The sequence below is a fragment of the Shewanella sp. Isolate7 genome, from assembly GCF_022398425.1.
In the GTDB taxonomy this organism is placed as follows: domain Bacteria; phylum Pseudomonadota; class Gammaproteobacteria; order Enterobacterales; family Shewanellaceae; genus Shewanella.
Genome location: NZ_JAKEVJ010000004.1, coordinates 14,768 through 32,865, shown reverse-complemented (window position 1 = coordinate 32,865; position 18,098 = coordinate 14,768). Strand labels below are relative to the sequence as shown.

General features: G+C 53.1%; 19 protein-coding genes. 2 read left to right on the top strand and 17 right to left on the bottom strand.

What is annotated here, in order from left to right:
• Positions 1–71: 71 nt before the first annotated feature.
• The 10 genes from L1D47_RS01705 to ffh all read right to left on the bottom strand — a co-directional run bounded on the left by L1D47_RS01705 (position 72) and on the right by ffh (position 9,902).
• Positions 72–407 carry a hypothetical protein gene (locus tag L1D47_RS01705; protein ID WP_041510378.1) on the bottom strand — a complete coding sequence of 112 codons (336 nt, stop codon included), beginning with the start codon at positions 405–407 and terminating at the stop codon, positions 72–74.
• Positions 408–584: 177 nt separating this feature from the next.
• Positions 585–1,643, bottom strand: coding sequence for a hybrid-cluster NAD(P)-dependent oxidoreductase (locus tag L1D47_RS01700; RefSeq protein ID WP_239882301.1), 1,059 nt, complete (start codon positions 1,641–1,643; stop codon positions 585–587).
• 58 nt (positions 1,644–1,701) lie between these two features.
• Positions 1,702–3,366, bottom strand: a complete 1,665-nt coding sequence (hcp, locus tag L1D47_RS01695) for a hydroxylamine reductase (RefSeq protein ID WP_239882300.1) — start codon at positions 3,364–3,366, stop codon at positions 1,702–1,704.
• A gap of 269 nt (positions 3,367–3,635) precedes the next feature.
• Positions 3,636–4,775, bottom strand: coding sequence for a bifunctional chorismate mutase/prephenate dehydrogenase (tyrA, locus tag L1D47_RS01690; RefSeq protein WP_239882299.1), 1,140 nt, complete (start codon positions 4,773–4,775; stop codon positions 3,636–3,638).
• 14 nt (positions 4,776–4,789) lie between these two features.
• On the bottom strand, positions 4,790–5,881 hold the full coding sequence (locus L1D47_RS01685; RefSeq protein WP_239882298.1) for a 3-deoxy-7-phosphoheptulonate synthase: 1,092 nt from the start codon (positions 5,879–5,881) through the stop codon (positions 4,790–4,792).
• Between the two features lie 491 nt (positions 5,882–6,372).
• Positions 6,373–6,723: a 50S ribosomal protein L19 gene (gene rplS / locus L1D47_RS01680; protein ID WP_011864870.1), complete on the bottom strand. Its 351-nt coding sequence runs from the start codon at positions 6,721–6,723 to the stop codon at positions 6,373–6,375.
• A gap of 34 nt (positions 6,724–6,757) precedes the next feature.
• On the bottom strand, positions 6,758–7,504 hold the full coding sequence (gene trmD, locus L1D47_RS01675; protein WP_239882297.1) for a tRNA (guanosine(37)-N1)-methyltransferase TrmD: 747 nt from the start codon (positions 7,502–7,504) through the stop codon (positions 6,758–6,760).
• A gap of 15 nt (positions 7,505–7,519) precedes the next feature.
• Positions 7,520–8,050, bottom strand: coding sequence for a ribosome maturation factor RimM (rimM, locus tag L1D47_RS01670; RefSeq protein WP_041510373.1), 531 nt, complete (start codon positions 8,048–8,050; stop codon positions 7,520–7,522).
• Between the two features lie 20 nt (positions 8,051–8,070).
• A complete protein-coding gene (rpsP, locus tag L1D47_RS01665) occupies positions 8,071–8,322 on the bottom strand; it encodes a 30S ribosomal protein S16 (protein WP_011864867.1) in 252 nt (83 codons plus the stop codon).
• Between the two features lie 206 nt (positions 8,323–8,528).
• Positions 8,529–9,902 carry a signal recognition particle protein gene (gene ffh / locus L1D47_RS01660; protein ID WP_041510372.1) on the bottom strand — a complete coding sequence of 458 codons (1,374 nt, stop codon included), beginning with the start codon at positions 9,900–9,902 and terminating at the stop codon, positions 8,529–8,531.
• 292 nt (positions 9,903–10,194) lie between these two features.
• Here ffh and ccsA point away from each other — a divergent pair, with 292 nt between their 5' ends.
• Positions 10,195–10,983 carry a cytochrome c biogenesis protein CcsA gene (gene ccsA / locus L1D47_RS01655; protein ID WP_239849850.1) on the top strand — a complete coding sequence of 263 codons (789 nt, stop codon included), beginning with the start codon at positions 10,195–10,197 and terminating at the stop codon, positions 10,981–10,983.
• A gap of 146 nt (positions 10,984–11,129) precedes the next feature.
• Positions 11,130–12,413 carry a CNNM domain-containing protein gene (locus L1D47_RS01650; RefSeq protein ID WP_239882296.1) on the top strand — a complete coding sequence of 428 codons (1,284 nt, stop codon included), beginning with the start codon at positions 11,130–11,132 and terminating at the stop codon, positions 12,411–12,413.
• Positions 12,414–12,467: 54 nt separating this feature from the next.
• On the opposite strand, the gene L1D47_RS01645 is transcribed toward L1D47_RS01650, so the two are convergent.
• The 7 genes from L1D47_RS01645 to lepB form a co-directional block, all read right to left on the bottom strand.
• Positions 12,468–13,010 (bottom strand): Mpo1-like protein, encoded by a 543-nt coding sequence (locus L1D47_RS01645; protein WP_041510369.1) that lies wholly within the window; start codon positions 13,008–13,010, stop codon positions 12,468–12,470.
• Between the two features lie 264 nt (positions 13,011–13,274).
• Entirely contained in the window at positions 13,275–13,676 is a 402-nt protein-coding gene (gene acpS / locus L1D47_RS01640) for a holo-ACP synthase (protein ID WP_041510368.1), read from the bottom strand.
• 53 nt (positions 13,677–13,729) lie between these two features.
• The gene (pdxJ, locus tag L1D47_RS01635) at positions 13,730–14,467 is read right to left on the bottom strand and encodes a pyridoxine 5'-phosphate synthase (protein WP_041510367.1); all 738 of its coding nucleotides are present in this window, start codon (positions 14,465–14,467) and stop codon (positions 13,730–13,732) included.
• Between the two features lie 113 nt (positions 14,468–14,580).
• Complete coding sequence (recO, locus tag L1D47_RS01630) at positions 14,581–15,276, bottom strand: DNA repair protein RecO (protein ID WP_041510345.1); 696 nt, start codon at positions 15,274–15,276, stop codon at positions 14,581–14,583.
• A 104-nt stretch (positions 15,277–15,380) separates the two neighbouring features.
• Complete coding sequence (gene era, locus L1D47_RS01625) at positions 15,381–16,376, bottom strand: GTPase Era (RefSeq protein WP_239882295.1); 996 nt, start codon at positions 16,374–16,376, stop codon at positions 15,381–15,383.
• Complete coding sequence (rnc, locus tag L1D47_RS01620; RefSeq protein WP_239849844.1) at positions 16,373–17,050, bottom strand: ribonuclease III; 678 nt, start codon at positions 17,048–17,050, stop codon at positions 16,373–16,375. The genes era and rnc overlap by 4 nt, the downstream gene beginning before the upstream one ends.
• Positions 17,051–17,968, bottom strand: coding sequence for a signal peptidase I (gene lepB, locus L1D47_RS01615; RefSeq protein ID WP_239882294.1), 918 nt, complete (start codon positions 17,966–17,968; stop codon positions 17,051–17,053).
• Between the last annotated feature and the right edge of the window lie 130 nt (positions 17,969–18,098).

The window sequence follows — 18,098 nt, the reverse complement described above, 5'->3', positions numbered from 1 at the left end:
TTAACAGACACCAGAGCGCATCTATAAACAAAAAAGAGGACCATAGGTCCTCTTTTTATTTACCCATACATTTAAATCGCCAGGCCATCGACCAGGTTCATCCAGCCTTTGATGGTTCGATGACAAAACCACAGCAGAGCCAGCAGTGACAGGCTGACGGCCAACCAGGCTTGAGGTATTAAGTAGGCCAGCAGCAGAAGCGAAAACAGCGAGATAATCGACCAACGCTGCCAACGAATATGGGAATAGAGCAGACTACTCATCTTGTCGCCCTTCTGCCCAAGGCTAATAAGCAAGGCAAACAGAGGCGGCAATAACAAAAGCGGAAAGGCCGACATCAGGGCATAAAGGAGATGGCCAAGGCTATGGTCGTCTATAACGACAGGCTGTGACGTAGTCGATACCATGAGGGCGCTCCACACAAAGGGTCTAAGAATTGGGCTAAGCCAGCGTGATGCCATTCGCCTAACCCTCACATTAACCATACTGTGTCATCGCCCATAGCGCAAATCTTACGACCGTATCCCCTTCTTAAAAAGCCCCCTTATCACTAAGCCAAACCTAACGCGCTTAGCCTTTCAACCTTAACCCAAGGCAAGCGTCACGTCGGATCTTATTCGCGTCGAGCAGGCAAGAATAAAGCCCTGCTCTACCTCGGCTGGCGTCAGTGTCATCTCACTGCTGGACTCTGTCTCCCCGCTTAACACCTGGCACTTACAGGCGCCGCAGACGCCCGAGCGGCAGGCGGCGATAATGGGCAGGCCTTTGGCCTCTATCCCTTCGAGTACCGTCTGTGCTTCGTTTAGCGGCGTGGAGACATCGCCAATTTGCAGCATGAAGGCCGCGTCATCCCCTAGACCTTCAACTTGCGATGCAGGCGATGAGGTGGGCGCGCCGAAGCTCTCCTGATGATAACGACTCATGTCGAAACCTGCGTCCTGCAGCATAGTCTTAGCCGCCTGCATATAAGGCTCCGGGCCACAGACGAACACGGTTCGCTCGAGAAAATCGGGCACAGCCTCGGCGAACATGGCTAAGCTTAGCCTTCCTGCGAAGCTTGAGCAGGCCTCAAGCGTCTCGGCCGATTCCAGACTATAGTGCAATGCCATATTTGGATGACGCTGCTCCATCTTCAGCAGGGCGTCGTGGAAGATCAGATCTTCCTTCGCCTTGGCACTGTGCACGAAGGCGATATCGCTGCCAACCTGGGTGTCGGTTAGCCAGCGCGACATGGAGTACATGGGCGTAATACCACTGCCGGCACTCAAGAAAAGATACTTATCGGCGGCAATATCGATCAGGTTAAAGGCACCAGCCGGGCCGCTCACATTGACACTATGCCCCGCCTGTAAGTTATCGACCAGGTAGTTTGAGACGCGCCCGCCAGGAATACGCTTAATGGTCACCACCAAGGAGTAAGGACGAGAGGGCGACGAGGAGATGGTATAGCTGCGGGCAAGGCGCTCGCCAGCGATATCCAGCAGGAAGGTGATAAACTGCCCGGGCTTAAAATGAAATTTAACGGGCTGGGCGCCTTGAAAGCGAAAGCTGGTCACATCATGGGTTTCCTGCCAGCGCTCGACACAGACTAGCCTTATCTCGCCAGCCTGCCAGTTGGGTGATTGATAATCTTGTTGATTCATGGGCGACTCACCAAAAATAAAAAACGCCCACGACACTGCCGTGGGCGTTGGGGACATTTTAAGCGACGTTTAAAATGGCATTCAGATCTTGCTCTACCGTGGTGGTATTACGCAGACCAAACTTATCTTCCAGCACCTTAAGCAGGTTTGGCGTTAAGAAGGCCGGTGCACTTGGGCCCGTACGTATATTCTTCACGCCCAGTGATAACAGGGTCAGCAGGATAACGATCGCCTTCTGTTCGAACCAGGAGAGCACCAGACTCAGCGGCAGCTCGTTGATCTCACACTCGAACACTTCTGACAGTGCGATGGCTAGCTGAATCGCCGAGTAGGCATCGTTACACTGACCAATATCCAGCAGGCGTGGAATACCATTGATATCACCGAAGCTGAGCTTGTTGAACTTATACTTACCACAACCTAAGGTCATGATAATGGAGTCCTTAGGTGCCGCCTTGGCGATATCGGTAAAGTAGCTACGCTCGGCCTTATCACCGTCACAACCACCCACCAGGAAGAAGTGCTTAATCGCACCATTCTTGACGTTCTCCACCACGGCAGGCGCGGCTGCCATTAACGCATTGCGAGCAAAACCTATGGTGATGTGATGGGGGATCTCATCATAGGCAAAGCCCTCAAGCGCTAAGGCCTTATCGATCACCGCAGAGAAGTCATCCCCCACGATATGGGTCACGCCCGGCCAACCCACTATGCTGCGGGTAAAGATACGGTCGGCATACTCGCCCACGTTAGGATCGATAATACAGTTAGAGGTCATCACCACCGCACCAGGGAAGTTAGCGAACTCTTTCTGCTGGTTTTGCCACGCACTGCCGTAGTTACCGACTAGGTGGGGATACTTCTTCAACTCGGGATAAGCCAGCGCCGGTAGCATCTCACCATGGGTAAAGACGTTGATGCCCTTACCTTGGGTCTGCTGCAGGATAAGCTCGAGATCTTTCATGTCGTGGCCCGACACCAGAATCGCCTTGCCCTTCACCGCAACCGTGTTGACCTGAGTCGGCTCAGGGTGACCGAAGGCCTCGGTTTCCCCTTTATCCAACATGGCCATCACGCTGTAGTTTAGCTGGCCAATCTCCATGGCGGTGGCAAACAACTTGTCGGCATCGACAGAGTCTGAGCCCAAGAATGCCATGATCTGATGAAACTTAGCTGCCACCTCAGCGTCAGTCTGATCCAACACGCGCGCATGCTCCATGTAAGCCGCCGCGCCCTTCAAACCGTACAGACACAATAGACGCAGACCCATGATGTCCTCATCGACCGCATCTTTTCCGCGATTCGGGATCGCCTGAGCGGCCTGGGCCAACATCTCTTCTTTCACGCTGGCCAGCACCAGACTGGCCGCAGGGATCAGTGTCTCAACTGGTTGCCCCTGCTCCTTACATGCCACCTCGTAGGCCGCCTGTAGCTGAGTACGATAGGCGTAGGCCTGCTTGGTATATTCTATGATGCGCTCATCGTCGAAGTTCACATTGGTCAGGGTGGCGAAGAACGCCTTAGGCACGAAGGTGTCGATGGCCGGGTCTATGATGCCAAACGCGCGCGCCTTCTCGGCGTAGGCCGACACGCCTTGTAAGATGTAGATCAATAGATCTTGTAGATCTGAGGTCGCAGCTAACTTGCCGCACATACCTTGAGAATAGCTACAGCCGTTACCGGCCGGGGTACGAATGGTTTGCTCACACTGAATACAAAACACAACACTGCTCCTTTATTTAATCATGCTTTTTCTTTACATGTTTTGGCGCAGTCTACTGTGCTAATGACACTCACAGAAGATAAAATTGACAGCAATGTGAGAAATTATGAAGCGGATCAAATTAGCAATTGCGAAACTAACTTGTTAAAAATTATGGTAAAGATATTTTAAAACAAGCTATTAGCCGGTTTGGGCTGCCAAATAAAAAGCGGCGCCCTGAGTGTCAGGGCACTCGGGCGCCGCCAGGGAGCTTTAATCAGTAATATCGATTAGCTGGTCTTCATATCATTGACCGATTGCAACATGGCGCGGCTCTCACGCTGGAACTGCGGTGCGAAATCTCCAAACCAGGCCGCCACGGCCTCGAACTCACGAATGAAGCCTTGCCTGTCGCCGCGTTTCAGCAATTCGAGAGCCTGGGAATAGTTATCCAGATAATCCCCTATTGCCGTCAGGCTCTCCTGCTGGGCGAAGATGATGTCGGCATAGAGCTCAGGACTCTGGGCAAACAGACGCCCGACCATAGCCAGTTCGAGCCGGTAGATGGGCGAGCTGAACTGCAGTAGATTGTCAATATCGGCCGCCTCACGATAGAGATTCAGGCCATAGACGAACGATGAGAAGTGGCGCATCGCCTGCACCAGCTGCATCGCCTTGTCGTGTTGCTGAGCATCGGCCTCGACGAGGCGCGCGCCCCATATGCCAATCTGCTCAAGCAGCCATTCATATTGCTCTTGGCCTCGACCATGACACACCACCACCACCTGCTTGGCCAAGCTGCCGACATCCGGGCCGAACATGGGGTGCAGCCCCACCACTGGGCCTTGATGACTGCTTAACATCGCATCGAGTGGCTTCTCCTTAATAGAGGTGAGATCCGCCAGGATGCAATTTGCTGGCAGGCTGGTCAGCTTGTCGCGAATAAGCTCACAGGTAATGCTAATAGGTACAGTGACGATCACCAGCCCTGCCCCATCGAATATCGCCTCGGCGTGCTGCCAGTCATCTTTATCCAGAGACTTCACCTGATAGCCGGACAGGCTCAGCATCTGCGCAAACAGGCCACCTAACTTTCCCTGACCACCGACGATCACCACATGGCCCAGATCTGTCTTCACCTGCTTGAAACCGACATCCTTCTCGTTGAGATAAGACTCGCGCATCAGGCGACGCAGAATATCTTCGATCAGCTGAGGCGAGACATTCATCTTAGCCGCCTCCTCTCGGCGCTTGGCCAGCATGGAGGCCTCACGCTGAGGCGCATAGATGGGCACCCCGGCCGCATGCTTGACGCCACCCACCTGGGCCACCAGATCCAGGCGCTTACGCAGCAGATGCAACAGCTGTTGATCGACGCTGTCGATATGTTCTCTTAATTTTTCAAGCTCTTTGGTGGTTTTCTCACTCATTTGCGCACTTTCCATCAGGCATTAACCGCCTTGAGCATAGCAAATCTGCTGGGTAAAACCGATGCCAATTGTGCGGCCCCCTGACGCAGGAGATCCTCTGTGGTCTGCCAGTCGATGCAGGCATCGGTAACCGATACCCCGTAGGCCAGCTCACTCATCGGCTTATCGCTGCTCTGGTTGCCCTCATTGAGGTGGCTCTCCAGCATGACACCAATGATCGACTTGTTGCCGTTGGCGATCTGCTCGAACACATCCTGACAGACACTCGGCTGCCGAGTATGATCTTTACTCGAGTTGCCATGACTGCAATCCACTATCAGTCTGGCGTTGAGCTTGGCCGCATGCAGCTGCTGCTCACACTCGGCGACGCTCGCCGCATCATAGTTAGGCGTCTTACCGCCACGCAGGATCACATGACCATCCGGGTTACCCGCAGTTTGCAGCAAGGCTACTTGCCCCGCCTGGTTGATCCCCATGAATCTGTGGCTACTGGCCGCCGACTGCAGCGCGTTGATCGCCACCCCTAGCTTGCCGTCAGTACCGTTCTTGAAGCCAACCGGCATAGAGAGCCCCGAGGCCATCTCCCTGTGGGTCTGAGACTCTGTGGTGCGCGCGCCGATGGCCGACCAGGTGACCAACTCAGAAATATATTGCGGACTGATGGGATCCAGCGCCTCGGTGGCCACCGGCAAACCCAGTTCCGCCAACCAGATCATCAACTCTCTCGCCTGGCGTAAGCCCTTCTCGACATCGAAGGACTCATCCATGTCGGGATCGTTAATCATTCCCTTCCAGCCCACCGTGGTGCGAGGCTTCTCGAAGTAGACGCGCATCAGGATGAAGAACTCGTCTTTGAGCTCATCGTGCAGCGTCTTGAGGCGCAGCGCATACTCCTTGGCCGAGGCGATATCGTGGATAGAGCAAGGCCCGCTGACCACGAGTACGCGATTATCTCGCTTGTGTACTATGTCCGCCACAGTGCGGCGTGCATTGAGTACGTAGTGATAGGCGGCAGTCGACAGGGGCAGTTGTCGTTTTAACTCTTCCGGGGTCACCAGCACCTTCTCCGAGCTGATGTGAACGTTATTAATCGTATCTTGCTGCATACCTGTCACCAACCTAGTGTGTCTTCTCTAAAATGCAATATTGTAATGGCACACCATTACACCTGTGAGCTAACTATGCCTGCTGCATAAATTTAGATCAAGTAGAAATTTACTTTTCAAACAGAATTCACGATGAAAGCCGAAAACGTGAAGAGAAGAGAGCTTTAATTGCAGCTAAAGAGAGAAGATTGATCGCTACGAGGGTGAAAGGATGACGCAATTAAAAGGGACAACACGAGAGGAATTATACCAATCACAGCAAACATGTGATCAGAAATTGCGCAGAAAAAACGCTTGAGAACAAAGCAGGATTTTTAGATAAGTAGTTATTCTAGAATTAAAAATACTAATACAGTTATTGAGCGTTTTAACAAGCTAGAATGATCAATTGTTTATTACGATTGGTATTACTGTGCCGCTAAAAACAAAAACCCGCCATAAGGCGGGTCATTGTGCGAACACTGCATCTTTTTTTACGTTTTAGCGATAGCTTACTTAGCAAGCTTCTCGCGGATACGTGCAGACTTACCTGAACGCTCACGTAGGTAGTAAAGCTTAGCACGACGAACACGGCCGCGACGCTTAACTTCGATGCTAGAGATGAGCGGGCTGTGAGTTTGGAACGCACGCTCAACACCTTCACCATTAGAGATCTTACGAACTGTGAATGCAGAGTGTAAACCACGGTTACGCTTAGCGATAACAACGCCTTCAAACGCCTGTAGACGCTCTTTACCGCCTTCTACAACACGTACTTTAACAACTACTGTGTCACCTGCACCAAATTCTGGTACGTCTTGCTTCATTTGCTCATCGTTGAGCATTTTAATGATGTTATTCATGAATAAACTCCATACTAGTAATAACTGACCACTTTTACTCGCCAGCTTGGGCGGCATTAACAAACTCGGCTAATAGCTTGGTTTGTTCGTCAGTCAGAGCTAGATTTTCAAATAATTCTGGTCGCCGCAGTAAAGTTCTTCCGAGACTCTGCTGCAATCGCCAGCGTCTAATATTTTCGTGGTTGCCACTAAGTAACACTGCCGGAACATCGATACCACCTAGGCTTTCGGGGCGAGTATAGTGGGGACAATCCAGTAATCCGTCAGAGAAGGAATCCTGCTCTGCCGACGCCTGCTTTCCAAGAACACCTGGAACCAAACGTGAAACCGAATCGATCAGCGTCATCGCAGGAAGTTCACCGCCCGAGAGCACGTAATCTCCAATCGACCACTCTTCATCCACTTCCGTCTGAATAATGCGCTCATCGATACCTTCGTAACGACCACACACTAAAATCAAACGCTCCGATTTAGCTAACTCTTCGACGCCCTGCTGAGTCAGCTTGCGTCCCTGAGGAGAAAGATAAATCACCTTAGCCTCATCACCCGCAGCGGCTTTCGCTGCGTGGATGGCATCACGTAGAGGCTGCACCATCATCAACATGCCAGGTCCGCCGCCATAAGGCCTGTCGTCCACTGTTCTATGTCTATCATGGGTGAAATCGCGAGGATTCCACGTTTGCAACTCTAACAAACCGTTACTTACGGCCCGACCCGTTACACCAAAGTCTGTTACGGCACGAAACATCTCTGGAAACAGGGTGACTACCCCTAACCACATCTGTTGCCCCTCGACTTAGAAGTCCGGATCCCAATCCACTAAAATTTGTTTTTCCGCCAGATTCACCTCGAGGATGAACTGCTCGGTAACAAAAGGAATCATACGTTCCGTTTTGCCAAAGCCATCTTTCGCGTTGGCCTTCACAAGTAGCACGTCGTTCGATCCTGTTTCCACGATCTGGTCGACCTTGCCCATGTTGTAGCCTTTAGTATTCACCACCTCACAGCCGATAAGATCACGCCAGTAGAATTCATCTTCCGGCAGCTCCTTCATCGCCTCGGCGGGAATGGCAATCTCACAGTTAGTGAGCATTTGCGCTTGGTCTCGAGTGGTTACGCCTTCCAGGGCGGCGATAATCGCCTTACCTTGGTAACGCCACTGTGCAACCTTGACTTCGCGCCATTCGCCTTGCTCTTTAATCAACCAAGGTGAATAGTCAAAAATATCTTCGACAGAATCGGTATAGCTAGTGATCTTCAACCAACCTTTAATGCCGTGACTAGCGCCTAATTTGCCCAGTACGACAGGTTCTTGGTGACTACTCATCAATCTATACCTAAACGCTATTAAGCAGCAGCTTTACGAGCGTCTTTGATCAGTTTCGCTACGCGATCTGTAGTAGCTGCACCGTTAGCAACCCAGTGATCTACACGATCAAGATCTAAGCGAAGAGCTTCTTCTTGACCACGAGCAACAGGGTTGAAGAAGCCAACACGTTCGATGAAACGACCGTCACGAGCGTTACGGCTGTCAGCAACAACGATGTTATAAAATGGACGCTTTTTTGCGCCGCCTCGAGCTAAACGAATGGTAACCATGCGTCTTTTATCCTCTAATGATTTACCCTTTAAATAGGGCAAAAATAAAAACTGGAACCCCGTGTTCGCGAAGAGTCCCAGATAGAAAGCCGCCCGATTCTACCTGAACCGGCGACAAATGCAACGTTTTTCACGCAAAAATAGCAAGCCCACCAAGGGTCGAAAACCCTTAATGGACTTAGCTAAATCTATACAAAGTCAGACGATTAACGTCCGGGCATTTTCATCCCGGGAGGCAGCATACCACTCATGCCGCGCATCATCTTCTTCATGCCACCTTTACCCGACATCTTCTTCATCATCTTCTGCATCTGAGTAAACTGTTTGAGCAGACGATTGACGTCCTGGATCTGGGTGCCTGAACCCATGGCAATACGACGCTTACGAGATCCCTTGATGATCTCTGGACGCTTACGCTCGCCTGGCGTCATGGAGTTAATAATAGCCTCCATTTGCCCGGTTAGCTTGCCGTCCTGCACTTGAGCCAGGGCTTCTGGAGGGAGTTGACCTACACCGGGCAGCTTCTCGAGCATGTTCATCATGCCGCCCATGTTCTTCATCTGTTGCAGCTGCTCACGGAAGTCTTCCAAATCGAAGCTGCCGCCTTGCTTGACCTTAGAGGCCAGCTTCATCGCCTTCTCTTTGTCGACGCCGCGCTCGACTTCTTCGATCAAGGAGAGCACGTCACCCATGCCCAGAATACGCGAGGCGACGCGATCGGGATGGAAAGGCTCGAGCGCATCTGTCTTCTCGCCCACACCGAGGAACTTAATCGGCTTACCTGTGATGTGACGAATCGACAGCGCCGCACCACCGCGGGCATCACCGTCGACCTTGGTCAGTACCACACCGGTTAGCGGCAGGGCTTCGTTAAAGGCCTTGGCGGTATTGGCCGCATCCTGACCCGTCATGGCATCGACCACAAACAGAGTTTCTACCGGATTGACCGCCGCATGCAGCGCCTTGATCTCCTCCATCATGCTCTCGTCGACATGCAGGCGACCCGCGGTATCGACGATCACCACATCGATAAACTTGAGCTTGGCGTGAGCCATGGCCGCATCGACGATATCGATAGGCTTTTGTGATACATCCGATGGGAAGAACTCGACCTCGACCTCATTGGCCAAGGTTTCCAGCTGCTTGATCGCCGCCGGACGATAGACGTCGGCACTGACCACCAGCACAGATTTTTTCTGTCTCTCGCGCAGGAACTTAGACAGCTTGGCGACACTGGTTGTCTTACCCGCACCTTGCAGGCCAGCCATCATGATCACCGCAGGTGGCTGCGCCGAGAGGTTCAACGCCTCGTTGGCTTCGCCCATGGCGCTTTCGAGCTCACTCTGGACGATCTTGATGAAGGCCTGGCCTGGGCTCAGGCTCTTGGTGACCTCTTGGCCTACGGCACGCTCTTTAACGCTGTTAACGAAGGCGCGTACAACGGGCAAGGCGACGTCGGCTTCCAGCAGCGCCATGCGCACTTCGCGTAACGTTTCTTTAATATTGTCTTCTGTTAAGCGACCACGACCGCTAATATTTTTCAGGGTGCGTGATAATCTGTCGGTGAGGTTCTCAAACATTATCGCGTTCTTTACCGTTTAGAATTTACATGATTGGGCCAGTATTATAGCGATGCACAGATATTATGCTACCGCACAGCGTAAGTTATGGCTTTGGCAAGTTAACTGCCATAGGATAAAAATGTCAAAACTTAGGAGTAACGCTCAGAAAGTGCTAATTTTTGTGTGTAAAGCCTCTGCCCAAAATAGCATCCATCGTGTTATTCTAACGATCAACTAAGGATAAAAACTCGACCGCCTCACGCGCGTCGATAACCACAAGAAAGCTCACATAACGATAGGTTAATTTTCGATGGTGATTTTTTCGGCTTCAGCCATTTTCTTCTACAGTATCGCGCTCGTCTTGGTCATCAGTCGACTGTTTCATGCCGATGGCCCTAACCGTAAAGCCGTTGCCGCCTTCGCCGCCGTGGCCGTGGTGCTCCATGCCGCCGCCCTGTCTCAGGCCATCTTCACCGGCGACGGTCAAAACTTTAGCCTGACCAATGTGATCTCCATGGTGAACTGGATCATCGCCTTCACCTTTACCATCTTGATGTTCCGCCTCAAGGTAATAGTGGTTGTGCCTGTGGTCTACGCCTGCTCGGTCATCTCGGTGGCTCTGCTGTGGCTATTACCACCTAAATATATCATCCACTTCGAGCTCTACCCCGAGGTGTTGGCGCACGTGGTACTGTCGCTAATGGCCTACAGCGCCCTGATGATAGCGGCCCTCTATGCCATCCAACTGGCCATGATTCAGAATAAGCTGAAGAAGAAGCAGCTGATGCTGAGCCCGGCGATTCCACCACTGATGACGGTAGAGAAGCAGCTCTATCATCTGGTGATCATCGGCGTGGTGCTCTTGAGCCTTTCACTGGCAACCGGCTTTATCTTCCTCGACGATATGTTTGCCGACGGCCAGGGCCATAAGGCGATACTCTCTATCATGGCCTGGTTTACCTATATTGCCATGCTGGCACAGCAGTACTGGGTAGGTTGTAAGATCCGTACCGCCGTGGCCTATACCCTGACAGGCGCCACCCTGCTATCGCTAGCCTACTTCGGCGCCCGCATCGTCAAAGAGTTGATCCTGCAATAGGCCAAACACGCTAATCACAGCTTGCTTCACCTAGGTCAAGATGGACTAAAGTGCGACCTAGGTGAACTTGACTCACAGCCCAAATCGCTGTATTTACTAAATCTTAACGCTTTTCTTACTCATCAACGCCAAAGTGGGGCCACTGATTGGAAGCTATATCCACCAGCGTACTTGTCATCATCCTGTTCGTACTCATTGTCATCTCCGCCTATTTCTCCGGCTCTGAAACCGCCATGATGTCGCTCAACCGCTATCGCTTGCGTCATCTTGCCAACAATGGCCACAAGGGCGCCAAACGTGCCATCAGATTGCTAGAGCGCCCGGACAGGCTGATCGGCCTTATCCTGATCGGCAACAACCTGGTAAACATCCTCGCCTCGGCAATTGCCACCATCTTGGGGATTCGCCTATTTGGTGACGTGGGGGTTGCCATTGCCACGGGTGTGCTCACCTTGGTGGTGCTAGTGTTTGCCGAGGTGACACCCAAAACCGTCGCCGCCCTACACCCTGAACGTATCGCCTTCCCCTCGAGCATATTGCTCAAGGCCTTATTGGTGGTGCTTTCTCCCCTGGTGAAGATAGTTAACTTTATCACCTCCACCTTCCTGCGACTGCTGGGGATCCGCTCAGTGAAGGCCGATGATGCCCTGAGTCAGGAAGAGCTGCGCACCGTGGTACATGAGGCCGGCGCCCTGATCCCTCAGCGCCACCAAGAGATGCTGCTCTCTATCATGGATCTTGAAAAGGTCACTGTGGAGGACATCATGATCCCCCGCTCGGACCTCTATGCCATCAACGTCAACGATGACTTTAGCCGTATCAACAAGCAGGTGATTCAGAGCCCACACACTAGGGTGCTGCTCTACCGCGACAATATCGACGATGCCGTCGGCTTCGTTCACCTAAGAGACGCCCTGCGCCTACAATCCAAGCAGCAGTTTAGTAAGTCATCGCTGCTACGCGCGGTAAAGGAGATCTACTTCATCCCTGAGGGCACGCCCCTTAATGTGCAGCTGGCCAACTTCCAGCAGAATAAGGAGCGCATCGGCCTGGTGGTGGACGAGTATGGGGATATTCAGGGTCTGGTGACCCTCGAAGATATTCTCGAGGAGATCGTCGGCGACTTTACCACCTCGATGATCACTACCCCTAGCGAGGATATCAACAAGCAGCAAGATGGCAGTTTCCTCATCGACGCCACCATCAACATCCGCGATCTCAACAAGGAGATGGACTGGCACTTCCCTATCGACGGCCCCAAGACACTTAACGGCCTGATATTGGAATATCTCGAGGAGATCCCTGAGCCTAACACCTCAATGCGCCTGTATGGCTATCCACTCGAGGTGGTCGAGGTGGCCGACAACATGGTGAAAACGGTGCGGGTGATGCCCCAGCACTACAAGGCGCCCAAGGGCAGTCGAAGCTGATCATCAGTTCACAAGAAAGGCGCCCTCAGGCGCCTTTTTAATTAGCCGAAACGTTTATTGCCCGCTCTTCTGCGCCTGAGTCAACGCCCGGCGTTTGTCTCTTGCCAGTGGCGTTATCGCCTCATCCAAGTCCCGCTCCAGCCCCAGCATGAAGTAGAGCTCTGCCATCAGGAAGAAAGGGCCAATCAGTAGCTGGTTAAGATCATCGATAAAGGCCGGCTTCGCCTTCTCATACTTGTGGCCGATCAGCTGAAAAACCCAGCCAATGACGAAGACGCTGATGGCGATGGGCCAGGCCTGCTCCATTCGTGATACAAACGAAGAGGTGTAGAGCACGGGCAGGATAAATAGCACCAGTCCCAGTGCCAGCTTGGCATGCAGGGCAAAATAATAGAGTAATACGCCGCAGGCAAACAGCACTGCCACGTTCAGCTCAAGCCCTGTGGAGTCGAAACTGTATAGGCTGAAGGGGATGGTATTTAACATCACAAAGGCCGCCCAGATGATCAGCGGTATGCCGACAAAGTGCGTCTTTATGTTGGTGGGGTTGAGGTGAACACTCTTATAGGTGGATAGCTGCTCGATCGCAGATTTCATGACTCGGCTCCATCATCTTTTCATATTGCGAGACGAAAGCCAGCCCGATTGCACTAACCGCTATGATTGGCCGGCAGGCTAAATGTGACGTTCGTCTCAGTTAGCCTAACCTAAAACATTTTATTAACACTTGCCAGCGCAAAACCGGAGAGAAATCGACGGCAACGACACTCGCCTGGAACCTTAAAACGGCAGGCTCCGACGAGACTCAATCACAATGGGAAACACAGACGGGGAGTTAAACGGCGATGCGCGCAACATCAATTAAACAGTTTCTATAATAACCGTGGCCGTCGCGTAGTGCTTCTCGTCGGCGATAGAGATGTGGGCGCGGCTTGCCCCGAGCAGGGCTAATCGCTCGGCCGCACCATCGCGAAAGCTGATAAGCGGCGCACCATTGGCATCGTTGCTTACCTCGATATGCTGAAAGGAGACGCCGCGGCCAATTCCCGTGCCCAGCGCCTTAGCGGCCGCCTCTTTGGCGGCAAACCGCTTTGCCAAATAGCGACCGGGCTGAGAGGAAGCGAGAAATATCGCCATCTCAACCTGGGTCAGCACACGCTTAGCCAGCGGACACTTAGCCAATGCCGCCTCATCACCGGCCTCAGGCACCTTGTTGGCGATACGCGCTATCTCGACGATATCCGTACCTAAGCCGACTAACATAAGCACTCCCTCTTCATCTGCCCAACCAATTGCTCGTCTTACAGACCCTTAGCTTACTGACCGCTACGGCCTTCGATCATCAGCTGCTTCATGTCGCGCACCGCCTTATCCAGACCGTCGATAGCGGCGCGGGCGATGATGGCATGGCCGATATTAAGCTCATAAAGCTCGGGAATCGCCGCTATAGGCTTAACATTGTGATAGTGAAGACCGTGACCCGCGTTAACCACCAGCCCCTTACCATGTGCGTAGCTAGCCATCTCAGTGATGCGCGCCAGCTCCTTGGCCTGCTCGGCATCTGTCTCGGCGTCGGCATAACAGCCTGTGTGCAGTTCGATGACGGGGGCGCCCACGGCGACGGTTGCATCGATCTGCGTCTGATCGGCATCGATAAACAGCGACACCTTGATACCTAGCGCAGTTAAACGCTCGACCGCGGCGCGGATCTTCTCCTGCTGCCCCGCCACATCCAGGCCACCTTCCGTGGTCAGCTCTTCGCGCTTCTCCGGTACCAGGCAGACATAGGCAGGCTTCACCTCGCAGGCAATATCCAGCATCTCATCTGTCACCGCCATCTCGAAGTTCATGCGCGTCTTGATGGTCTTGGCCAACAGATAGATGTCTCTGTCGCAGATGTGACGTCTATCTTCACGCAGGTGCACGGTAATGCCTTCGGCGCCGGCATGCTCGGCGACCGCCGCGGCGTGCACAGGATCCGGGTAGCTGGTCCCACGGGCCTGACGTAAGGTGGCAATGTGATCGATATTAACGCCTAGATGAATACGGCTCATGGAAAGTCCTTAAGTGTAGAGTGTCGCGATTGGAGTTTTCGCCTATTTTACTCAAGGTTAAGGGAAGGCCACAAGGAAAACACCAGATGAAATTGCTAAAGTGCCACTAGCAACTACTTGCTGTAGCTCGATGGCTTGTTGCCTTTTAAATACAGGGCACGCGACTTGAGCGGCTTGTCACCCAGCAAGGGCGACAGCAGCTGCCTCATCAGCAACTTAGCTTGTTTAAAGTCGGCCTCATCCAGCTTATCTTCCTCTAAGGCCCGCAGCATCTCGCCGCTAAAATGGTTAGGCTTGGGCCCAAGGGCCGTGCTAAAACCCTCTTCCGATAAGAGGCGATAGTAGAAGTCGTCTTCGATAGGACTGCCATCGATATCGAGATTCAACGAGGGCATCACACCAAGCTCCTTGAGCAGCGCCAGCTCAAACTGCCTGAGCTGCGCCTCGCTGAAGTCGGCCGCCATGGCCATCAGGGTCTTGTGGTAGGTAAAGAAGAACTGCTCTGCACCATGCTCGACCGAGAGGCAGCGCACTAACAGTTCGTTGAGATAGAGTCCGGCAAAGCTGTCGCTGCCGCTGAGGGGGACTGCTGGGCTTGCCGCCTCGATCTGATACAGGCTCTTGAGGCTGCTTCGGCCCGACAGCTGAAACAGCAGCGGCTGAAAGGGTTGCAGTATGCTTTTGATAGAAGTTTTGCCACTGCCCAGGCGCGCGACGGCATCGACCCGGCCCTGGCCGTCGACCAACAAATTGACCAGCACGCTCGACTCCCGATAGGGACGGGTGTGCAGTACATAGCCCCTGTGCATTGCCCGCTTCCTTAATCCCTGTTTACCAAAAACAATGCTGACAAAAAAGCCGAGACAACCACAACAATAGCGTGACGATCTCGGCTTAACATTAACCTGCCGACTTAGCTCTCGCCATAGCCTAATGAACGCAGGGCGCGCTCATCATCGGCCCAGCCCGACTTGACCTTCACCCAGACCTCGAGGAACACCTTGTTGTCGAACAAGACCTCCATATCCTGGCGCGCCTGGGTCGCAATGGTGCGTATACGTTCACCCTTGTTGCCGATCACCATGCGTTTCTGGGTCTCACGTTCCACCAGGATCAAGGCGTTGATCTGATAGACGCCATTTTCCATCATCTTAAACTGCTCAATCTCCACTGTGGCGTCGTAGGGCAGCTCGTCGCCGAGGAAACGCATCAACTTCTCGCGTACGATCTCGGAGGCCATAAACTTCTGGGATCTGTCGGTGACATAGTCTTCCGGGAAGTAGTGCGGCGACTCGGGCACAGACTCCAGCGCCAGCTCCATGATGCGCTGCACATTGGTGCCGTGGGTTGCCGAGATCGGCAAGATCTCATCAAATTCAAACTTGGCCGACAACTCCTGCAGATGCGGGAATAGCGCCTCTTTGTCCTTGATGTTATCCACCTTGTTGATCGCCAGAATCGTCTTGCGGCCATCGTCGCGGCTATGGAGCTTCTTCAGCACCATCTCATCGTCGGCGGTCCAGTTAAGACCATCGACCACAAACACCACCAGGCTCACCTCGGCCAACGAACTAGAGGCCGCGCGGTTCATCAGACGGTTGATGGCGCGCTTCTCTTCGATATGCAGACCAGGGGTGTCAATAAACACCACCTGACGAGGGCCCTCTGTGTGGATCCCCATGATGCGATGACGTGTGGTCTGCGGCTTCTTGGAGGTGATAGAGATCTTCTGACCTAACAACTTATTGAGCAGGGTGGACTTGCCCACGTTAGGGCGACCGACAATCGCCACCATGCCGCAGTAGATCACCTCATATTGGCTATCACTGCGACCACTGTTCATCCGCGCCAGCAGCTCGTCTAGACTCGGCTCTTGTGCACCTTCTGGCTGCTCGGGTTTATTACTCATTTCTTAATACGCTCCAACACTTCTGCTGCGGCAATCTGCTCCGCCTTTCTGCGGGAATTCGCCACGCCGACAACGGCCTCTTTTAGCTGCTCCACCTTGCACTCTACCGTGAAGGTTTGCGCATGGGCCTCACCGCTGATGTTCACCACGGTATAGACAGGGAGCGGCTGTTTAAATCCCTGCAGGTGCTCCTGCAGCAGGGTCTTGGGATCTTTCTGATTCACCGGCTCGATCACCGCAAGGCGGCTCTTATACCAGTTTAGTACTAAAGCACGGCAAGTCTCGATATCGGCATCCAGATAGATGGCACCGATAATCGCCTCCATAGCATCGGCCAGGATAGACTCGCGGCGAAAACCACCACTCTTGAGCTCACCAGGACCCAGTTTGAGGTAATCGCCGAGCTTGAACTCTTTGGCGACCTCCGCAAGCATCTTGCCGCACACCAGTGTGGCGCGCATCCGGCTCAGATCGCCCTCGGTCGCCTTGGGAAACTGATGATACAGGGCGTCTGAGATGACGATTGAGAGGATCGAGTCGCCTAAGAACTCCAGTCTCTCGTTATGTTTGCTGGCCGCACTACGGTGCGTTAACGCCTGCTCTAGCAGCTCAATCTGCTGAAATTGATAGCCTAATATTCTACCCAAACGCGGTAGATTCTTAATGGGTTCCATCTACACAATTCCGCCTACACGGTTAAAGCGTACGCCGGTCGGCACCCAAGTGGGTAAAAAGTCCGACGGCTTGCGCTCAAATTCAAAACTAATCCAGATCGCCACGGCCTTACCCACCAGGTTGGCCTCGGGCACGAAGCCCCAGAAGCGTGAGTCGGTGCTGTTGTCGCGGTTGTCGCCCATCATGAAATACTGGCCCTCGGGCACGATAAACTCGCCCACCGCCAGATTGCCCTCACGGAAATAATAAGAGGTCGGCTCGCCGCGCCCTGGGTTGATCAGGATATCGTGAGTCACCTCGCCCAGCTGCTCCTTGTAACGCAGCAGCGGGATATTATCCTGGGTAAATTCGCCTTGGTTGACACCGACGCGTGCTATCTTCTCGAGCTTAGGACACTCGCTCTGCCCCTCGGGACAGGCTTTCTGAAGATAGAGATCCTTGTTGCGATAGACGATGCGATCGCCCGGCAGGCCGATGACACGCTTGATGTAGTCGATCTGAGGGTTTTCTGGGTATTTAAATACCGCCACGTCACCACGCTGCGGCTTACCCGTTTCGATAAGCTCGTTACGCCACACGGGGTCTTTCAACCCATAGCTAAACTTCTCCACCAGGATGAAGTCGCCCACCAACAGGGTTGGCATCATAGAGCCCGAAGGGATCTGGAAAGGCTCGTAAATAAAAGAGCGGAGGATCAACACGAAAGCGATGACCGGAAAAATAGAACGCGAGGTCTCCACAATAGTCGACTCACGCACGATTTTTTCGGCGCTCTCTTCGCTAATCTCCTGGTTGGCCGCCTGTGCCAGGGTCAGCTTCTGCTGACGCTTAGGCGCTAAGACTAAGGCATCGAACATCCAGATCAGGCCGCTGCCTAGGGTCACCAAGACCAGGATAAGGGAAAAATAAGCTGCCATACGCTAACTAACTCCTGAAAAATGCGCCAGTAAAATAAGGTGTTCATCGCCTGTCTGGCAGGCCATTAGCCCATTTATACTGTAACAAACAAAGCGCCGCAAACCGCGGCGCTCATTATCAATCACTATT